The organism is Sphingopyxis sp. (genome assembly GCF_016793825.1).
Classification (GTDB): domain Bacteria; phylum Pseudomonadota; class Alphaproteobacteria; order Sphingomonadales; family Sphingomonadaceae; genus Sphingopyxis.
Map to the genome: position 1 here is coordinate 106,929 of NZ_JAEULM010000052.1, position 18,173 is coordinate 125,101.

Consider the following 18,173-nt stretch of genomic DNA (forward strand, 5'->3'; position numbering starts at 1 on the left):
CTTCAACTCCGCGGTGCCTGACGACGATAGGCCAGCGCCTCGGCGATGTGAGTGCGCCCGATCACTCCGCCGCCCGCCAGGTCGGCGATCGTCCGCGCCACGCGAAGGATGCGCGTGTAGCCACGCGCCGAGAGGCGCATCGCCTCGGCCGCCTGCGCGAGCAATTGGCGGCCGGGCGCGTCGGGGGTCGCAACCGCGTCCAGAAGCTCGCCATCGATTTCGGCGTTGGTACGGACCTTGTACGCCGAATAGCGCGTCGTCTGAATCGCCCGTGCCGCTGCGACACGCGCGGCGACTTCGGCGCTTCCCTCGGCGGCGGGCGGCAGGACAAGATCGGCGGCGCTCACCGCCTCGACCTCGACATGCAGGTCGATGCGGTCGAGCAAAGGACCCGACAGCTTTGCCTGATAGTCGGCGGCGCAGCGCGGCGCGCGACTACATGCCAGCGCAGGGTCGCCAAGATGGCCGCACCGGCACGGGTTCATCGCCGCAACGAGCTGCACGCGCGCCGGAAAAGTGACATGCGCATTGGCGCGCGCGACGCTGACCTCGCCGGTTTCCAACGGCTGGCGCAGGCTGTCGAGGACGCCGCGCTGGAATTCGGGAAGCTCGTCGAGGAACAGCACGCCCAGATGGGCAAGGCTGACTTCACCGGGACGAACGCGCAGCCCGCCGCCGACCAGCGCGGGCATCGAGGCCGAATGGTGCGGACTGCGAAACGGGCGCGCGCGAATCAGCCGACCCCCCTCAAGCTTTCCGGCGACCGACGCGATCATCGAGACTTCGAGCGCCTCGGCCGGGGTCAGATCGGGCAGAATGCCCGGCATGCACGCCGCCATCAGCGATTTTCCGGACCCCGGCGGCCCCGACATCAGCAGGTTATGCGCGCCGGCGGCCGCGATTTCGAGCGCGCGCTTCGCCGTCTCCTGCCCCTTGACCTGATTGAGATCGACCGCACGCACCGGCGCCTCGACCTCGCCCGGGATCGGGGGAGCGAGGATCGCGTGACCCTTGAAATGACCCAGCAGCGCCAAAAGGTCGGGCGCCCCCAGCACTTCGACACTGCCGGCCCAGGCCGCCTCGGCCCCCTGCGCGGCAGGGCAGATCAGCCCGCGCTCGACGCTGCCCGCATGGATCGCCGCCAACAACACGCCGGGCGACGCCGCGACCCGCCCGTCCAGACCCAGTTCGCCAACGACGACATAGGACGCGAGCGTCTCGGCATCGATGACGCCCATCGCACCGAGCAGGGCGAGCGCGATGGGCAGGTCATAGTGCGACCCTTCCTTGGGCAGGTCGGCAGGCGACAGATTGACCGTGATGACCTTCGGCGGCAGCGACAGGCCGATCGCGGCGATGGCGGCGCGCACGCGCTCGCGGCTTTCGCCCACCGCCTTGTCCGGTAGCCCGACCACCACGAAGCGCGGAACGCCCGGAGTGATCTGGCACTGCACCTCGACCCCGCGCGCATCGATGCCGAGATAGGCGACGGTAGAAACGATCGCGACCATGATCCCCCTTTGTTCCCATTCCCTCTTACGCCAAGCGTCGGGGGGGTCGAGTCAATTTAGCGCCGCCTTGGCGCAATCTGCTGCGACCTGTTTGACAACATACCAACCAGTCGGTATGTAGAAGACATGGCCGCGACTCACTCTTCCCCAGTCCCCAGAAACCGCGCGCCGCGTGGCAGCGCGCGTTCGGCTCTCATTGCGGCGGCGCACGCGACGGTGCGCAGGCAGGGTTATGCCGCAACCAGCGTCGACGAGATTTGCGCGGTCGCCGGCGTCACCAAAGGCGCCTTCTTCCACCATTTCGAATCGAAGGAAGCGCTCGCGGTCGCGGCGGCCGAAGGCTGGACGGAGCGTGCGCGGCCGATGTTCGAACTGGCGCCGCACAACCGGCTGGACGATCCGCTCGCCCGATTGCTCGGCCATATCGATTTCCGCCTGTCGATGCTCGACGGACCGACGGAGGACTATACCTGCTTCGTCGGCACGATGGTGCAGGAGGCCTATGCGACGAGCGACCGCATCCGCGCCGCGTGCGAGGCGAGCATCAACGCCTATTGCGAAGCGCTTGCGCCCGACATCCAGGCGGCGATCGAGGCTTATGGCGTGCCGGAGGATATGACCGCGATCGGCCTGGCCCAGCATGTCCAGTCGGTACTGCAGGGCGCCTTCGTCCTGGCGAAAACGACCAACGATCCGGCGATTGCGCGCGGCACCGTCACCCATCTGAAGCGTTATGTCCGGATGCTGTTCGGACGGAATTGAAGATTTTCACGAAAGGAGTGCCACCATGCCCGACACGCCCGATACCCCCAGGATGATTTTCGTGAACCTCCCGGTCGCCGACCTCGCCAGATCGAAGGCCTTCTATGAGGCGATCGGCTTCACCAACGAGCCGCGCTTCACCGACGACACGGCCGCCGCGATGGTGTGGTCCGATACGATTTTCGTGATGATCCTGTCGCACGACAAGTGGAAAAGCTTCACCGATCGCCCGATCGCCGATCGGGGGTCGAGCGAGGTCTCGCTGGCGCTGGCGCTCGGCAGCCGCGACGCCGTCGACGCGATGGTCGGGGCAGCCGCGGCCGCCGGCGGCACCGCCGACGTCAACCCGGTGCAGGATCATGGCTTCATGTACGGTCGCGACATTCTGGATCCCGACGGTCATGTCTGGGGGCCCTTCTGGATGGATCCCGCCGTCGCCAATGGAGAGGCCGCCGTGCCCGAGGTCTCGTCATGAGCTTTCAGGCCTATCTCGACAATGTCGAAGCGAAGACGGGCCAATCGGCCGACGAACTCAGGGCCATCGCGACCCAAAGGGGCCTCGCCGACGAGCGCGGCCTCGCACCGGGCGTAAAGGCGACCGCGATCGTCGACTGGCTCAAGAGCGATTTCGACCTCGGGCACGGCCACGCGATGGCGATCGTCGCCTATATCAAGGGGAAGCGAAGCTAGAGCCGCGCCCCGTATGTCGTCATCCCGGCGAAGACCGGGACGACGGGAAAGCAAGGAAGAGGAGCTGGATCATGCCCGTCAACCCCCACAGCACGCTCGAAGTCACCGCCTTCGACTGGGTGCCCGATTTTGCGCGCGGTTATGTCCGCGACCTGCGTCCACGCTGGGCGTGCGAGGAGATCGGACTCGATTATGCCGAACATCTGATCAGCGCGATCAACCGGCCGGCCGACCATTTCCTGTTCCAGCCCTGGGGACAGGTACCGGTCCTGAACGACGACGGCATCCGCCTGTTCGAAAGCGGCGCGATCCTGCTCCACCTTGCCGAAAAGGACGCACGGCTGCTGCCCCGCGACCCGCAAGCCCGTGCCAACACCCTCGCCTGGCTGTTCGCCGCCTATAACAGCGTCGAACCGATGCTGTTCGAGCTCGGCAATGTCGATCTGTTCGCAAAGGACGAGCAATGGGCGCAGCTTCGGCGTCCGGGCCTGATCGAATTCATCCAGGGCCGGCTCGGCCGACTGAACGATGCGATCGGCGGCAAGGATTATCTCGCCGGTGAGTTCACCGTCGCCGACATCGCGATGGCGACCGTCCTGCGCGAGGCCGTCGAAGCGGGTTTGATCGCGGAGCAGCCACGCCTGCAAGCCTATCTGGACCGCTGCCTCGCGCGCCCCGCTTTCCAGCGCGCGCTCGCCGCGCAGCTCGACGCTTTCGACGAAGAGGCAGGGCCGACCGCCTGACTCCGAACGCCAACCCCCGAGGAGAGATACGATGACTTATGTAGAAGGATTTGTGCTCGCGGTACCGACGGCCAACAAGGACGCCTATCGCAAGCATGCCGCGGGCGCCGCGCCGCTGTTCCGGGAATTTGGCGTCGCGCGGATGGTCGAATGCTGGGGTGACGACGTCCCCGATGGCAAGGTCAACGACTTCAAGGGTGCCGTGCAGGCAAAACCCGACGAGACTGTCGTCTTCAGTTGGTTCGAATATCCCGACAAGGCAACGCGCGATGCCGCGACCGACAGGATGATGAATGATCCACGCATGGCGGAAATGGGCGCCGACATGCCTTTCGATGGCCAGCGGATGATCTTTGCGGGTTTCGATTCGATGATCGACGACCGTGCCGAGGGCCGGATGGGCTATGTCGATGGCTATCTCGTGCCGGTCCCCGACGGCAACAGGGACGCTTATCGGGCAATGGCGGTCAAGGCCTCCGAAGTCTTCCGCGACCATGGCGCCACGCGGGTCGTCGAGGCGTGGGGCGACGACGTCCCCGACGGCAAGATCACCGACTACAACCGGGCCGCACACCGGCTGGCCGGCGAGACGGTCGTCTTCAGCTGGGTCGAATGGCCGAGCAAGGAAGCGCGCACCACCGGCTGGGAAAGGATCATGGCCGACGAGCGGATGAAGCACGACCCCGCCGACCAGACGTTCGACGGCAAGCGCATGATCTACGGCGGCTTCGAGCCGATCGTCGAGGCTTAGGGACAGGCCTCCGGGATCGGCACGCGGGATCAGCCCCGATACCGCGACCCAAACGAGAAGAGAGGATTCCCCGATGACCGATGCCTCCAACTTCATCTGGTACGAACTGATGACCCCCGACCCGGCGGGCGCCGCGCGCTTCTATGGCGCCGTCGTCGGCTGGACGATCGCCGCGACACGCGATCCCGCCGCGGGCGATATCGATTATCGCATGATCGGACGCAGCGACGGCGGCAACGCCGGAGGCGTGCTGGCGCTCAATGCCGACATGCTCGCGGGCGGCGCCCGCCCCTTCTGGATCGGCTATATCCACACCGACGACGTCGACGCCGCGGTCGAGGCGATCAAGGCCGACGGCGGGAGCGTCCAGATGCCGGCGATGGACATCCCCGTCGGCCGCATCGCAATGGTCGCCGACCCGCAGGGCGCGCCCTTCTATATCATGGATCCGGTTCCGCCACCGGGCATGGAAGGCATGGAGAGCGACGTCTTTTCGGTCACCGAAGCGCAACGCATCCGCTGGAACGAGCTCGCAACGTCCGACCCCGACGCGGCCATCGCCTTTTACACGCGCCACTTCGGCTGGGGTCAGGATGGCGAAATGGATATGGGCGAAATGGGCGCATACCGCTTCCTCCAGCGCGGCGACGTCGGGCTTGGCGCGGTGATGCCGCTGATGCCCGGCATGCCCGCCCCGGCGTGGAGCTTTTACATCGGCGTGGGCGACATCGATCGCGCACACGCCGCGGTCACCGCAAACGGCGGCACGATCACCAACGAACCGATGGAAATCCCCGGCGGCGAGTTCGCGATGAACGGCATCGACCCGCAAGGGGCCCCGTTCGGCCTGGTGGGGCCGCGGAAATGATCATGCGTCATTGCGAGCGAAGCGAAGCAATCCCCGGCACCCATTCCGCTATCTCGATAGCTGGAGATTGCCGCGTCGCCTTCGGCTCCTACCAATGACGAACTGAAAGGAGAGAGACATGCCGACCCAAGCCGATCAGCGCCCGAGTTCGGGCCTGACCCCGCACATCGCGATCCCCGACAAGCGGGGCAGCGAAGCGATCGACTTTTACAAACAGGCGTTCGGCGCGACCGAAGTGGTGCGCGTCCCGGCCGAGGACGGCGTGCGCTTCCTGCATGCGCACGTCCACATCAACGGCGCCTCGCTGATGCTGCACGACGACTTTCCTGAATATTCGGGCAGTGCGATGAGCGCTCCGACCGGCACGACCCTGCATCTCCACGTCGATGACACCGACGCCTGGTTCGCGCGCGCGATCGCGGCGGGCGCCTCCTCGACGCTCGACCCGCACGATGCGTTCTGGGGCGACCGTTATGCCCAGGTGAAGGATCCGTTCGGCCATCTCTGGTCGATCGGCGGGCCGATCAAGGGAGAGAAATGATGTCCAGCCAGCCGACGAGCCAGCCCGTGACGCTTTGCCTCTGGTACGACAAGGACGCCGAGGACGCGGCAAATTTCTATGCCGCGACCTTCCCCGACAGCCGGGTCGGCGCCGTCCACAAGGCACCCGGCGATTTTCCGGGCGGCCGGAAAGGCGACGCGCTGACGGTCGATTTCACCGTCCTCGGAATCGCCTGCGTCGGCCTTAACGGCGGGCCGATCTTCCCGCACAGCGAGGCTTTTTCCTTTCAGGTCCACACCGACACGCAGGAGGAGACCGACCGCTACTGGAACGCCATCGTCGGCAACGGCGGCACCGAAAGCGCCTGCGGCTGGTGCAAGGACAAATGGGGCCTCAACTGGCAGATCACCCCGCGCGTCCTGACCGACGCGACGATGGGCGGCGACCCCGAGGTCGCGAAGCGCGCCTTCGACGCGATGATGACGATGAAAAAGATCGACATCGCGGCGATCGAGGCGGCGGTGAAGGGTTGACGCGATGCTGATCTGTTATGGCCACCCCTTCTCGTCCTACACATGGAAGGTGCTGATCGCGCTTTACGAAAAGGGGACAGACTTCGACTATCGATCGGTCGATCCGGCGTTTCCGGATCATATGCCTGAACTCAAGGCGCACTGGCCGGTCGGACAATTCCCGCTGCTCGTCCACGACGGCGTGCCCTGGTTCGAATCGTCGATCATCATCGAATATCTCGACCATCTGGTCCCCGAGCCGCGCCTGATCCCGCAGGCGTTCGACGCCGCGCTGAAGGTCCGGCTGTTCGACCGCATCTTCGACCATCATGTGATGAACCGGATGCAAGAGGTGGTGAACGACGCGCTGCGCGGTCCCGAAAACCACCTTCCGATCATCGTCGAACAGACCGAGGCAAAGCTCGACACCATCTACGCCTGGCTCGACAAGGAACTTGCGGGCGGCGGCTGGGCGACCCCCTATGGCTTCACCATGGCCGATTGCGCGGCGGCGCCGTCGCTCTTCTACGCCGACTGGGTGCACCGCATCCCCGACACGCATGAAAACCTCCGCGCCTATCGCGCCCGCCTGCTCGCGCACCCCGCGGTATCGCGCTGCGTCGAGGAAGCGCGACCGTACCGCGCCTATTTCCCGCTCGGCGCGCCCGATCGGGACTGACCCTTCCCTAGGAATGAGATGGAGAGAAAAATGAGCGACTCCCCGCGCGAACTGTCGGTCACGACCCTGATCGACGCTACGCCCGAAAAGGTCTGGCAGGTCATGACCGAACGCATGGCCGAATGGTGGTGCCCCAAGCCGTGGACCGTCACGCTCGACGAGATCGACCTCAGGAGCGGTGGTCGCTGCGCGATGACGATGCACGGTCCCGAAGGCGAAACCATGCCGACCGATGGACTCTTCCTCGAAGTCGTGCCCGGCCAGCGATTCGTGACGACCGACGCGGTGGTGCGCGGGGCCGACGGCCGCCTTGCCGCGGCCGATGCGTTCATGATCGGCGGCTGGGAAATCGCGCCCGAAGGCGATGGGACGCGCTTCACCGGCTGGGCGCGCCACTGGACCGACGCGGCGCAGAAGCAACACGAGGACATGGGTTTCACCCCGGGCTGGGGCGCGGTGGCCGAGCAATTGAAGGCGCTGTGCGAGGCGGGCTGAACACGCGATCCCGTCATCCCGCTCCCCCTCCGTCATCCCGGCGAAGGCCGGGATCTCGCCGGCGCGTCATGGCATCTGGGTTGAGATCCCGGCCTCCGCCGGGATGACGATTGGGGAAGCAAAACTCGTCCCATAATGCGGTTAATGCGCCGCTGACGCTGCCGCTTTGCCATTTGGTCATCGCGCCCGCGCGAAGGCGGACCCATGGTTCCGCCGATTGCCCTTGTTCGCACGCTTCTTGTCGCCGCCTTCGCGGCGGTGCTGGCGTTCGCGCCGGCACATGCGCAGCAGGCGATGACCGTCACCACGACGACGGTGACATGGACCTATGACGACGCCGGCGATAACGACGCTGCCGGATACATCGATGAAAACGCCGCACTGCTCGACGACGAAGGCCTGGCCGAGGACGCCGATATGGGGGCGACGCGGCGCTATGCGCCGTCGGCGACGCTCGCGACGCTCGGCCATGCAAAGGCGCATTTCGGTCCCTTCGCGGTCGTCGACGACAGCACGATCCGCATGGCCGGCGACGTCACCTCGGCAACCCCGCGCCAGTTCGCCGCGATGCTGGCGGCCTACCCCAGCTTGAAGCGCCTCGAAATGATCGACTGCCCCGGCAGCCTCGACGAGGAAGCGAACCTGATTCTCGCCCGCGCGATTCGCCGGGCGGGTCTGGAAACCGTCGTCCCGAGCGGCGGCTCGGTACGGTCGGGTGCGGTCGAGCTCTGGCTCGCCGGTAACACCCGCCGTGCCGCACCCGATGCCGAGTTCGGAGTGCATAGCTGGGCCGACGAAACCGGCCGCGAAGCGAACGACTATCCCGCGAACGATCCTGTCCATGCCGAATATCTCAGCTACTACCGCGAAATGGGCATGGACGATGCCAAGGCGCGCGCCTTCTATGCGCTGACCAACAGCACACCGTTCGACGATGTCCGCTATCTGACGCGCGACGACATGGCACGCTTCGTCACGCTCAACTGAACCCGAGCCGATTTGGCCCAAACTGATTTAGCCTTGTAACACGCCTGCGCCGCCCCCAGATCGGACGGCATGGCAAAGCGCAGCCTATACCAGCGATTGCGATCGAACGCGCAGGTCCGGACCGCGCTCTTCTGTCTTGGCGTGTTGCTGATGATCGTCGGCGTGCTCATCGGCCCGCTGCCCGGCCCCGGTTTCCTTGTCTTGTTCCCGGTCGGCCTGATGCTCTGCCTGCAAAACAGCGCCTGGGCGAAACGCCGCTACGTCCGGTTCAAATGGCGCCACCCGCGCTACGGAGACTGGACCGACCGCGTCATGCGCCGCGTGAGTGCTGCGCGCCGCCGCGCCCGCGACCGGATCGAAGAGATCCTCGATGATGATTGACTTTGCGCCGAATCCCGCTTATCCGCGCCTCCGACAGTGGCCGCCCACGCTTGGCGGCCCTTTTCTGTTGCAGCATTTGACGAGATCTAGGGAAAACCGCGATGAAGCGCACCTATCAACCGAGCCGCCTCGTGCGCAAGCGCCGTCACGGCTTCCGCGCCCGCAAGGCAACTGTCGGCGGCCGCAAGGTTCTGGCCAACCGTCGCGCACAGGGCCGCAAGAAGCTGTCGGCCTGACCGCTGACGCTTTTGCACCGGGCCTCGCAAGGTCTGGGCCGATGCGAACGCTTTCGAAACGTAGCGAATTTCTGGCCGCAAACCGCGGCCTTCGCTTTCCCATGCCCGGCTTTGTCCTGCTCGTCCGCCCGCGCGGCGACGGCGACGATGTTCCGGCTATCGGCTTTACCGTCAGCAAGAAGGTCGGCAATTCGGTCACCCGCAACCGAATGAAGCGCCGCTTTCGCGAACTTGCGCGCGCTGCGCTGGCCGAATCGGGCATTCCCGGCGCCGACCATGTGATGATCGGCCGACCGGGAGGCAACGACATCGCCTTTGCGGAGCTGGCCGAACATCTCGATTCGGCGCTGAAGCGCGCGGCGAGGAAGCTCGCGAAATGATCGGCCGTCCCGCGATGCCGCGCTACGACGGTTTTCCGGCATGAAGCCTGTTCCGTTCGCCTCCAGCACCCGAATCGCGCGTAAAGTTGCGCGGTTTTCCGGGCTCTCCTGATGATCGCCCGCCTGCTGATCCTGGTCGCGCGCGGCTGGCAGCTCGGCCCGTCGCGCATATTGCCGCCCACCTGCCGCTTTGCCCCTTCGTGCAGCGAATATGCGATTGTGGCGCTGCAACGCCATGGTGCGATCAAGGGTGGCTGGATGGCGACAAAGCGGCTATTGCGCTGCCATCCATGGGGTGGGCATGGCCATGACCCGGTGCCGTAGCATCCGCATTTCCCGACAATAGAGACGAAGAGAGACCAACGAGCGTGGACGATAAGCGTAACTGGATCACGGCAATCTTGCTGTCGGCGGCCATATTGCTGGGCTGGAACTTCGTTGCCCAGAAATTCTTCCCGGCCCCCAAAAAGCCCGATGTCACGACGACGGTCGCGGGAACGGGCGGCGCAGCGCCCGGCGCCATGCCGCCCGCACCCACGCAGCAAGGTACAGGCGCGGCAGCGGCACCCGCCGCGTCGACCGCACCCGCGATTCAGCCGGTCGAAACCGCGCTCGCCGCCACCGCCCGCGTCCCGATCGAAACGCCCACCATCCAGGGTTCGATCAATCTCGTCGGCGCGCGCATCGACGACATCACGCTCACCAAATACCGGCAGACGATCAAGAAGGATTCGCCGCCGGTCCGCCTCTTTTCGCCCGCCGGGACCAAGGCCGCCTATCTCGCCAACCTCGGCTGGTCGGCACAGGGCGTCGCGGTGCCGGGCGACACGACGCTGTGGACGGCATCGGGGACCCGCCTGACTCCCGCCACGCCCGTGACGCTCAGCTGGTCGAACGACAGCGGCCAGACCTTCCGCATCGAATACAGCATCGACGACAAATATCTGATCACCGCAAAGCAGACGATCGTGAACCGCGGCACGGCGCCCGTCGCGGTCGGCAGCTATGCGCTGATCGACCGCCTCGGCAAGCCGACCCACCCGGAAGATCATGATTCGGTCACGATCCACGTCGGCCCGACCGGCTTCGTCGATGGGAAGTCCAACTTCGAATGGGACTATGACGACCTCGAGAAAAAGGACGACAAGACAGCCCGATTTACGTCGGCCGGCTGGCTTGGCTTCAGCGACAAATATTGGCTCGCCGCCGTCATCCCCGCCAGCGGTGAAAAGGTCTCGGCCGAAATGAGCGCGATGACCGGCGACGTCTTCCGCACGATGTTCGCCCGCGCCAGCCAGCAGGTTGCCCCGAACACACAGACCACCGCAACCAGCCGCATTTTCGCAGGTGCGAAGGAAGTCGGCATTCTGTCGACCTATCAGGAAAAGGCCGGCATTCCTCGCCTGTCGAACGCGATCGATTGGGGCTGGTTCGAATTTTTCGCGGTGCCGATCTTCAAGCTGCTCGACTGGCTGTTCAAACAGGTCGGCAACTTCGGCGTCGCGATCATGCTGCTGACCCTGATCATCCGCGCGCTGATGTTCCCGATCGCACAGCGGCAGTTCCATTCGATGGCACAGATGCGCCTTGTCCAACCGAAGATGAAGGCACTGCAGGAACGCTACAAGGACGACAAGCAGCGCCAGCAGCAGGAGCTGATGAAGCTTTACAAGGACGAAAAGATCAACCCGCTGGCGGGCTGCCTGCCGATCGTGATCCAGATCCCGATCTTCTATGCGCTCTACAAGGTGCTGATGCTGACGATCGAAATGCGGCACCAGCCGTTCGCGCTGTGGATCAAGGATCTGTCGGCGCCCGATCCGGCGCACTTCCTGAACCTGTTCGGACTGCTGAACTTCACCCCGCCGTCGCTGCTGGCGCTCGGACCGCTCGCGCTGCTGCTCGGCATCACCATGTTCCTGCAGTTCCGCCTCAATCCGCAGGCAACCGACCCGGTGCAACAACAGGTGTTCAAGATCATGCCGTGGCTGTTCATGTTCATCATGGCGCCGTTCGCGGCCGGCCTGCTGCTGTACTGGATCACCAACAACTGCCTGTCGATCGCGCAGCAGCAGTTCATGTATCGCAAGTTCCCCCAGTTGAAGGCGGCACCGACCAAGTAATGACATCCGGCGATGGGGTCATCGAAAGCCGCCCCGTCGCCGGCCGTTCCGGACTCAAACCACAGGAGATGGCCCCGGCCTTTGCAGGGGCGCAGCCTTATGACCGACGAAATCGACCCCATTTTGACCGAACGGGCGCGCCGGCTGTTTGCCGGCCCGATCGCCTTTCTGAAGTCGGCACCTGCGCTTCAGCATCTCCCGGTGCCAAGCGTGCCCGAGATCGCCTTCGCGGGCCGGTCGAACGTCGGCAAATCGTCGCTGCTCAACGCATTGACCAACCGGAACGGGCTGGCCCGCACGTCGGTGACCCCGGGGCGGACGCAGGAACTCAACTATTTCGACGTCGGCAGCCCGCTGGTGTTCCGGCTCGTCGATATGCCCGGCTATGGCTTTGCCAAGGCGCCAAAGGATGTGGTCCGGAAGTGGCGCTTCCTGATCAACGACTATCTTCGCGGACGCGCGGTCCTGAAACGCACGCTCGTGCTGATCGACAGCCGCCACGGCATCAAGGACGTCGATCGCGACGTGCTCGAAATGCTCGATATCGCGGCGGTCAGCTATCGCCTTGTCCTTACCAAGGCCGACAAGGTGAAGGCGACGGCCCTTGCGGACGTGCATGCCGCGACCGAAGCCGAAGCGCGAAAGCACCCCGCCGCGCATCCCGAAGTGATCGTGACCAGCAGCGAAAAGGGCATGGGGATCGCCGAACTGCGCACTGCCGTACTGGAAGCGGTCGAGAGTTGACCTTTGCCGCCCTGCCCCCGAGGATGGGGACAGGGAGACGACATGAAACTGTTCATCGGCAACAAGGCCTATTCGAGCTGGAGCCTGCGCGGCTGGCTTGCGACCAAGCATAGCGGCCTGTCCTTCGAGGAAATCACGGTTCCGCTGTATGACGAGGACTGGTCGAACCGGCGCGAGGGCGACGAGTTCGCGCCATCGGGCGGCAAGGTGCCGATCCTGTGGGACGGCGACGACATCGTCGTCTGGGACAGCCTCGCGATCATCGATTATCTCAACGAAAAGACCGGCGGCACGCGCGGATACTGGCCCGAGGACATGGCCGCGCGGGCGATGGCACGATCGATGGCCGCCGAAATGCATTCCAGCTTCGCGGCGCTCCGCCGCCACCACAGCATGAATATCCGCCGCATCTACCCTGCCTCCGATCTCGCGCCCGAAGTGCAGGCCGACGTGGTACGGATCGTCCAGATCTGGGCCGAAGCGCGCGCACGGTTCGGCGGCGAAGGCGATTTTCTGTTCGGCGACTGGTCGGCGGCGGACATGATGTTTGCGCCGGTGGTGACGCGCTTCCTCACCTATTCGATCGCGCTTCCCCGCTTCGCGATCCCTTATTGTCAGGCCGTGATCAGCCACCCGCACATGCAGGAATGGATCGGCGGCGCGCAGGCGGAGGACTGGGTCATCGAGGCATTCGAAGGACCCGCGCAGAGCGGCTAGGTCCGGGCACCAGGGTCGGGATCCTAGGGAAGGCGCTTCGTCGGATAGGGCGTACCGTCCTTGTGGAAATAGCCGTCGGGCGAAAACAGCATGTCGATGTCCGAATAGCCGCCCCCGGTGTCATGGGCCTTGCCCCCGCCCAGGGCGACAAAGACGCAGTCGGCATCGGTTTCGTTGACAAGATGGTGGCCGTTGGTTCTGCCCTTCGGCCACACCGCGATGTCGCCGGCGCGCATCGGCCAGCGCCCGTCGTCCTCGACCAGCGTCGCCTCGCCCGCGATCATGACCAGCATCTCGTCCTCGCCGTCGTGCCAGTGGCGCTGCGACGACCAGCCACCGGTTCAGCACGACATGGCTTGCCGCGAAGTCGCTGAGCCCCGTCGGCGGCGCAAGACGGCGATACCAGCGCCCCTGCACCGCCGCATCATAGGGCGCCGGATAGCCGGTGACATTGGTCTGCGGAATGGCATCGAGATCGAGCTTGGGCATCGGGCGGTTCTCCACCCCCTTTTTACCGGTCGCACCCTGCGAAGTCGAGATGCGCACGACAGAATGGTATCTCGACTTCGCTCGACACGAACGGATAAAGGAGGCTCATGACGCATCCAGTCGACCCCGTCGCCCTCGCCCAAGCGCTGATCGCCGTGCCGAGCATCTCTCCCGCCACCGGCAGCGTCTTCGACGCGCTGGAAGCGTCGCTGATACCGCTCGGCTTTACGGTCGAGCGCTTTATCGACGGGATCGAACCCGACGGCCCGGTCGAAAATCTGCTCGCGGTGCGCCGGGGCAAAGGCCCTGTGCATTTCGGCTTTGCCGGACACCTCGACGTCGTGCCGCCCGGCGTAGGCTGGACGAGCGACGCCTTCGCGCCCGAAATCCGCGGCGACCTGCTCTACGGGCGCGGTGCGGTCGACATGAAGGGAGCGATCGCCTCCTTTGTCGCCGCAGCCGCCGCGACGCCCGCCGATGCCGGCACGATCAGTCTGATCATCACCGGCGACGAGGAAGGCCCCGCGATCTTCGGCACCCGTGCCCTGATGGAACATATGGACGCCCGCGGCGTGAAGCCCGACATGATCCTCGTCGGAGAGCCCACCTCGGTGAACCGGCTCGGCGACATGGTCAAAATCGGGCGGCGGGGGTCGGTCAACATCTGGATCGATGTGCCGGGAACGCAGGGCCACGTCGCCTATCCCCATCTCGCCGACAATCCGATCCCGAAGCTGGTCAAGATCCTGGCCGCGATCGACGCGGTCAGCCTCGATGCGGGGACCGACTGGTTTCAGCCATCCAACATCGAATTCACCGATATTGACGTCGGTAACGGCGCGACCAATGTGATTCCCGCCTCGGCGCGCGCGCGCCTGTCGATCCGTTTCAACGACCGGCATCGCGGCGCCGACCTGGTTGCGATGGTCGAACGGCTTGCGCACGACGTCGAACCTCAGGCGAAGGTTCTGGGCAGAGTTTCAGGTGAGGCTTTCCTGACCCCGCCGGGTGAATTGTCGGGGCTGGTCGCCGAGGCGATCCATGCCGCGACCGACCTGATGCCGGAAATGTCGACGACCGGCGGCACATCCGACGCGCGCTTCCTTCACGCGCTGTGCCCCGTGGTCGAATTCGGGCTGATCAACGCGACGATGCACAAACTGGACGAGGCGGTCGCGGTGGACGATCTCCGCACCCTGACCGCCATCTATCGTGGCATCCTGATGCGCGCCTTCCTCTAATCCTCGCGCGACCGGCGCAGGATCACATAGACCGCGCCTCCGCCACCATGGCTGATGTGCGCCGGCCGCAGCGCGACGATCTGGTCGGCGTATGGAGAGACCGATAGCCAGTCGGGCAGCGATGCGCGGATCGCCCCGCGCGGACGCGGATCGCCATGCATCAGCGGCAATCTGTCGGCGCCGGGACGCACCCGTCCCGCGACGACCAGCAGGACGCGGGCGCCGCGCAGCAAGCCGCGCCCGATCGCATCGTCGAGCAAGGCCTGCGCCGACGCGAGGCTGTGACCATGAAGGTCGATACTCATGTCCGGACGCACAAGGCCCTTGCGCAAACGCCGGTCCCAATGGCCATCCAGCGTCGAACCGGACCAGGTCCGACGCAGCGGCGGTGTCCGGGCACGCGGCGCGGCGGCAGGCGGAGCGGCGCTGGGCGGGGACGGCAGCGGCGGCTTGACAGTTGGCAAGGCGCGGGGCTCCAGCGCGGCAGGGCGCTTTACCAGCGGATCGACGGTCGCCGCGACCTTCTTCCAGAGCGCCGCTTCCTGAGGATCGAGCCGCCGGCCCATCGAACGATCAGCGGCGCGGCGCGAGCCGCGCGACGCTGGCGCGCGGCAGCAGGAGCAGCGCCGACCCCCGCGCCGCCATGCCGCCCGCGATCGCGCGCGCGTCGTCGCCGGCGCCCCAAAAGCTGTCGAAGCGGTTCGCGCCCTTGATCGCGCCCCCGGTATCCTGCGCGATCCACAGCCCGTTCGGTTCGGCGCGGTCGAGCGAGAGGAAGACCGGCGCGCCGAGCGGCACATATTTGGGGTCGGCTGCGACGCTCGACCGGCCGGTCACCGGCACGCCAAGCGCGCCGAGCGGACCCGGGCCCGTCAACTCGCGAAAGAAGACCCAGCTTGGATTTTCGTTCATCACCGCCGCACCGCGGACAGGATCGGCGCGCAGATAATCGAGGATTCCCTGCATCGACGCCTGGCCGGACTTGAGTTCGCCGCGGTCGAGCAGCAGTTTGCCGATGCCGACATAATCGCGGCCGTTCTGCGTATCGTAACCGATGCGCATGATCCCGCCGTCGGGCAGGCGAAGACGGCCCGATCCCTGCACCTGCAGGAAAAAGAATTCGGCGGCGTCGGCTGCCCAGGCGATTTCGAGCCCGCGGCCGGCCAGCGTCCCGCGCTCGATCGCCGCCCGGTCATAATAGGGCACGAAATTGCTGCCATCGACGCGGCCGCGAATCTTCTTGCCCTTCAGGTCACCGGAAAAGACGCCGAGGTCGACATCGACCAGATCCGCCGGCCGGCGATATACGGGAACGTCATAGCCCGGCCGCTTGTCGCGCGAAGCCGCGATCTCCGGCTCGTAATAGCCGGTTACGAACGCGGTGCCGGCCCCAATTTGCACGGTGCCGAAATAGCGGCTGAAGAAATTGGTGGCATCGCGGTCGGTCCAGTCCTTCGCCGCGCCGCAGCTTTCGGTCCACTCGGCGTTCTGGGTAAGCCCGCTGGCGTCGGTACGGCGGAGCAGCGACGGACAACTGAGGCGGAACGCCCTGAGCGCCGCGGTCGCTTTTTCGGCCGACACGCCAAGCTCGTTGAATTCGGGACCCGCAATGACGCCTGCTTCGATCGCGGTGGTCGCGGTCGCGGGAACGACAGGCGCCGCGAGTGGCGGATTCGGGGTTGCCGGAACGGGTCTGGCCGCCACCGATCCCGTTTCCGACGGGCGCGGCGTGTAGGGCCTCGGTGCATCGGTCGGACGAGGCGTCGTCGGCGCGGTGACGGGTCCGCCGGCGCCTGGTCGTGGCCCGCCGGCCTCGGGGATGACCGAGGAACAGGCCGAAAGCAGTGGAACAATGGCAAGAAGCGCAAACCCGAAACCACGCGCGCACCGTCTCCGGCGCGCCCGGTGCCTTTCGCCCCCGCGAATCATGGGATCAGGCGGCTTCGACTTCGTCGAGCAGCCAGTTGGGATCGCTGCTGCCAAGCTGGCGGCGGAAGGTCCAGTGATCGTCGGTCTGCGCCGCATCGCTCATCGATCCGGCGATCAGCTTGCCGTCGGCATCGCGGGTGATCGCACTGATATCGGCCCGATAGCGCACGGTGATCCGCGCTTCGCCGCGACCGATTTCGACGGCCGTGATCTTGGCCGAATCGATACCGATCAGGCGATTTTCCAACTTTTCGCCCCGCGCCGCGCGGTCGTCGATCGCCGCGACGAAGCCTTCATAGCTATCGTCGTCGCAAAGATCGCGCAGCGTCTCGCGGTCGCCCGACCAGAAAGCCTCCAGAATCATGCGATAGGCGGCCTCGGCGCCTTCCATGAAGCGACCGGCATCGAAATGGCGATCCGCCGCAAGCAATTGGCGCAATCCCGCTTCGGCGGCGGGTTCATAAACAAGTCCCGCACCGCCGGGCAAGGCGGACGGCGATCCTGACCCCGTCTCCGCATCGTCAAGGCGTGCCGGTGCCGAGACCGCCGGGCGGTCGTCGCGGCGCGGCAAAACAGGCTCTTGCTCGTGCCCGGTCCGTTTGCCGAGCACCGAATAGAGCCGCATGCCGAGGAACGCGGCAATCATGGCGAGCAGGACGATCGAAAAAGCGGTCACAGGCAGATATCCATTGCGGGCAATGATGAAACGTCAACCCTAACATAGGGTATAGGCGGTCATGATTCAAACCACCATGACCGCAGCGGGGCGGCAGGTCAACGATTCCCGCCCCCGCGCCGTTCGGGAGGCACCGGCCATTGTGCTGGCGGTTCGCCGCTGCTAAGCGCGCCCGCAACGCTCCGCCGTACGGCGGAACTTCCATCCGATTCCAGTGAAAGCAGACATCATGGCCGACGAGACCAGCACCGACATCAACACCGCCGCGCTGCCGAACGGCGAAGACACCGGTCCCGCGATCGGTCTGATCTCGCAATATGTGAAGGACCTGTCGTTCGAAAATCCGAACGCTCCCGCCGTCTATCAGTGGCAGTCGGCCCCGCATATCGATGTCCAGTTCAACATCGGCGCCGACAATGTCGGCGAGGGCCTGTACGAAGTGACCCTGAAGATCGACATCTCGTCGAAATCGGACGAAGGCACCGGCTTTATCGTCGATATCAAATATGCCGGCCTGTTCGGTGTGCGCAACGTCCCCGACGATCAGCTCCAGCCTTTCTTCCTGGCCGAAGCGCCGCGCATCCTCTTCCCCTTCGCACGCCGCGTGGTGGCCGACGTGGTGCGCGATGGCGGCTTCCCGCCGCTGCTGCTCGAACCGATCGATTTCCACGGCCTGTTCATGCAGCAGGCGCAGGCGATGCAGGCCGAACAGGCCGGCGAAGTCGCGGTCGGTCAGGCGTAAACCCCGCTTCGGGGG

The 18,173-nt window shown here is 65.6% G+C and carries 24 protein-coding genes and 2 pseudogenes; 21 read left to right on the forward strand and 5 right to left on the reverse strand.

Translation table 11 applies throughout. The annotated features are described in order from the left end of the window. Window positions 1–2: 2 nt before the first annotated feature. The gene (locus tag JNM03_RS18580; RefSeq protein ID WP_294038960.1) at window positions 3–1,511 is read right to left on the reverse strand and encodes a YifB family Mg chelatase-like AAA ATPase; all 1,509 of its coding nucleotides are present in this window, start codon (window positions 1,509–1,511) and stop codon (window positions 3–5) included. A 126-nt stretch (window positions 1,512–1,637) separates the two neighbouring features. Between JNM03_RS18580 and JNM03_RS18585 the strand changes: the two genes are divergently transcribed. The 19 genes and pseudogenes from JNM03_RS18585 (at window position 1,638) to JNM03_RS18675 (ending at window position 13,081) form a co-directional block, all read left to right on the forward strand. Continuing rightward, on the forward strand, window positions 1,638–2,273 hold the full coding sequence (locus JNM03_RS18585; protein WP_294038962.1) for a TetR/AcrR family transcriptional regulator: 636 nt from the start codon (window positions 1,638–1,640) through the stop codon (window positions 2,271–2,273). Between the two features lie 25 nt (window positions 2,274–2,298). Beyond that, the gene (locus JNM03_RS18590) at window positions 2,299–2,748 is read left to right on the forward strand and encodes a VOC family protein (protein WP_294038963.1); all 450 of its coding nucleotides are present in this window, start codon (window positions 2,299–2,301) and stop codon (window positions 2,746–2,748) included. Further along, window positions 2,745–2,963, forward strand: a complete 219-nt coding sequence (locus JNM03_RS18595) for a DUF4287 domain-containing protein (protein WP_294038964.1) — start codon at window positions 2,745–2,747, stop codon at window positions 2,961–2,963. The genes JNM03_RS18590 and JNM03_RS18595 overlap by 4 nt, the downstream gene beginning before the upstream one ends. 71 nt (window positions 2,964–3,034) lie before the next feature. After that, a complete protein-coding gene (locus tag JNM03_RS18600) occupies window positions 3,035–3,706 on the forward strand; it encodes a glutathione S-transferase family protein (RefSeq protein ID WP_294038965.1) in 672 nt (223 codons plus the stop codon). A 31-nt stretch (window positions 3,707–3,737) separates the two neighbouring features. After that, window positions 3,738–4,070, forward strand: a pseudogene (locus JNM03_RS18605) (DUF1428 domain-containing protein); the annotation flags it as partial. Between the two features lie 33 nt (window positions 4,071–4,103). Further along, window positions 4,104–4,457 carry a DUF1428 domain-containing protein gene (locus JNM03_RS18610; RefSeq protein WP_294039077.1) on the forward strand — a complete coding sequence of 118 codons (354 nt, stop codon included), beginning with the start codon at window positions 4,104–4,106 and terminating at the stop codon, window positions 4,455–4,457. A gap of 73 nt (window positions 4,458–4,530) precedes the next feature. Then, complete coding sequence (locus tag JNM03_RS18615) at window positions 4,531–5,325, forward strand: VOC family protein (protein ID WP_294038967.1); 795 nt, start codon at window positions 4,531–4,533, stop codon at window positions 5,323–5,325. Window positions 5,326–5,443: 118 nt separating this feature from the next. Next, on the forward strand, window positions 5,444–5,866 hold the full coding sequence (locus JNM03_RS18620; RefSeq protein WP_294038969.1) for a VOC family protein: 423 nt from the start codon (window positions 5,444–5,446) through the stop codon (window positions 5,864–5,866). After that, window positions 5,866–6,360 carry a VOC family protein gene (locus JNM03_RS18625; protein WP_294039078.1) on the forward strand — a complete coding sequence of 165 codons (495 nt, stop codon included), beginning with the start codon at window positions 5,866–5,868 and terminating at the stop codon, window positions 6,358–6,360. The genes JNM03_RS18620 and JNM03_RS18625 overlap by 1 nt, the downstream gene beginning before the upstream one ends. A 4-nt stretch (window positions 6,361–6,364) precedes the next feature. Then, window positions 6,365–7,018 carry a glutathione S-transferase family protein gene (locus JNM03_RS18630; protein ID WP_294038971.1) on the forward strand — a complete coding sequence of 218 codons (654 nt, stop codon included), beginning with the start codon at window positions 6,365–6,367 and terminating at the stop codon, window positions 7,016–7,018. A 30-nt stretch (window positions 7,019–7,048) separates the two neighbouring features. Beyond that, the gene (locus tag JNM03_RS18635; protein ID WP_294038973.1) at window positions 7,049–7,513 is read left to right on the forward strand and encodes an SRPBCC domain-containing protein; all 465 of its coding nucleotides are present in this window, start codon (window positions 7,049–7,051) and stop codon (window positions 7,511–7,513) included. 204 nt (window positions 7,514–7,717) lie between these two features. Then, the gene (locus JNM03_RS18640; RefSeq protein ID WP_294038975.1) at window positions 7,718–8,500 is read left to right on the forward strand and encodes an alpha/beta hydrolase; all 783 of its coding nucleotides are present in this window, start codon (window positions 7,718–7,720) and stop codon (window positions 8,498–8,500) included. Window positions 8,501–8,569: 69 nt separating this feature from the next. Further along, window positions 8,570–8,881, forward strand: a complete 312-nt coding sequence (locus JNM03_RS18645) for a PGPGW domain-containing protein (protein ID WP_294038976.1) — start codon at window positions 8,570–8,572, stop codon at window positions 8,879–8,881. 101 nt (window positions 8,882–8,982) lie between these two features. Next, window positions 8,983–9,117, forward strand: coding sequence for a 50S ribosomal protein L34 (gene rpmH, locus JNM03_RS18650; protein WP_054586364.1), 135 nt, complete (start codon window positions 8,983–8,985; stop codon window positions 9,115–9,117). A gap of 41 nt (window positions 9,118–9,158) precedes the next feature. Beyond that, entirely contained in the window at window positions 9,159–9,497 is a 339-nt protein-coding gene (gene rnpA, locus JNM03_RS18655; RefSeq protein WP_294038979.1) for a ribonuclease P protein component, read from the forward strand. A gap of 111 nt (window positions 9,498–9,608) precedes the next feature. After that, the gene (yidD, locus tag JNM03_RS18660; RefSeq protein WP_294038980.1) at window positions 9,609–9,821 is read left to right on the forward strand and encodes a membrane protein insertion efficiency factor YidD; all 213 of its coding nucleotides are present in this window, start codon (window positions 9,609–9,611) and stop codon (window positions 9,819–9,821) included. 44 nt (window positions 9,822–9,865) lie between these two features. After that, window positions 9,866–11,620: a membrane protein insertase YidC gene (yidC, locus tag JNM03_RS18665; RefSeq protein ID WP_294038981.1), complete on the forward strand. Its 1,755-nt coding sequence runs from the start codon at window positions 9,866–9,868 to the stop codon at window positions 11,618–11,620. Between the two features lie 99 nt (window positions 11,621–11,719). Then, a complete protein-coding gene (gene yihA / locus JNM03_RS18670) occupies window positions 11,720–12,364 on the forward strand; it encodes a ribosome biogenesis GTP-binding protein YihA/YsxC (RefSeq protein ID WP_294038982.1) in 645 nt (214 codons plus the stop codon). A gap of 42 nt (window positions 12,365–12,406) precedes the next feature. Continuing rightward, window positions 12,407–13,081, forward strand: a complete 675-nt coding sequence (locus JNM03_RS18675; protein ID WP_294038984.1) for a glutathione S-transferase family protein — start codon at window positions 12,407–12,409, stop codon at window positions 13,079–13,081. Between the two features lie 23 nt (window positions 13,082–13,104). Here JNM03_RS18675 and JNM03_RS18680 read toward each other — a convergent pair. After that, window positions 13,105–13,570, reverse strand: a pseudogene (locus tag JNM03_RS18680) (cupin domain-containing protein). A gap of 107 nt (window positions 13,571–13,677) precedes the next feature. Between JNM03_RS18680 and dapE the strand changes: the two are divergent. Further along, complete coding sequence (gene dapE, locus JNM03_RS18685) at window positions 13,678–14,811, forward strand: succinyl-diaminopimelate desuccinylase (protein ID WP_294038986.1); 1,134 nt, start codon at window positions 13,678–13,680, stop codon at window positions 14,809–14,811. Here the strand turns inward: dapE and JNM03_RS18690 are convergent. The 3 genes from JNM03_RS18690 to JNM03_RS18700 are packed head-to-tail and all read right to left on the reverse strand — an operon-like array spanning window position 14,808 to window position 17,416. Then, on the reverse strand, window positions 14,808–15,377 hold the full coding sequence (locus JNM03_RS18690) for a Smr/MutS family protein (protein ID WP_294038987.1): 570 nt from the start codon (window positions 15,375–15,377) through the stop codon (window positions 14,808–14,810). The genes dapE and JNM03_RS18690 overlap by 4 nt on opposite strands. Before the next feature lie 7 nt (window positions 15,378–15,384). After that, window positions 15,385–16,740 (reverse strand): MltA domain-containing protein, encoded by a 1,356-nt coding sequence (locus tag JNM03_RS18695; RefSeq protein ID WP_294038989.1) that lies wholly within the window; start codon window positions 16,738–16,740, stop codon window positions 15,385–15,387. Window positions 16,741–16,744: 4 nt separating this feature from the next. Continuing rightward, on the reverse strand, window positions 16,745–17,416 hold the full coding sequence (locus JNM03_RS18700) for a Tim44/TimA family putative adaptor protein (protein ID WP_294038990.1): 672 nt from the start codon (window positions 17,414–17,416) through the stop codon (window positions 16,745–16,747). A gap of 229 nt (window positions 17,417–17,645) precedes the next feature. Between JNM03_RS18700 and secB the strand changes: the two genes are divergently transcribed. Then, window positions 17,646–18,158, forward strand: coding sequence for a protein-export chaperone SecB (gene secB, locus JNM03_RS18705; protein ID WP_294038992.1), 513 nt, complete (start codon window positions 17,646–17,648; stop codon window positions 18,156–18,158). Window positions 18,159–18,173 lie beyond the last annotated feature (15 nt).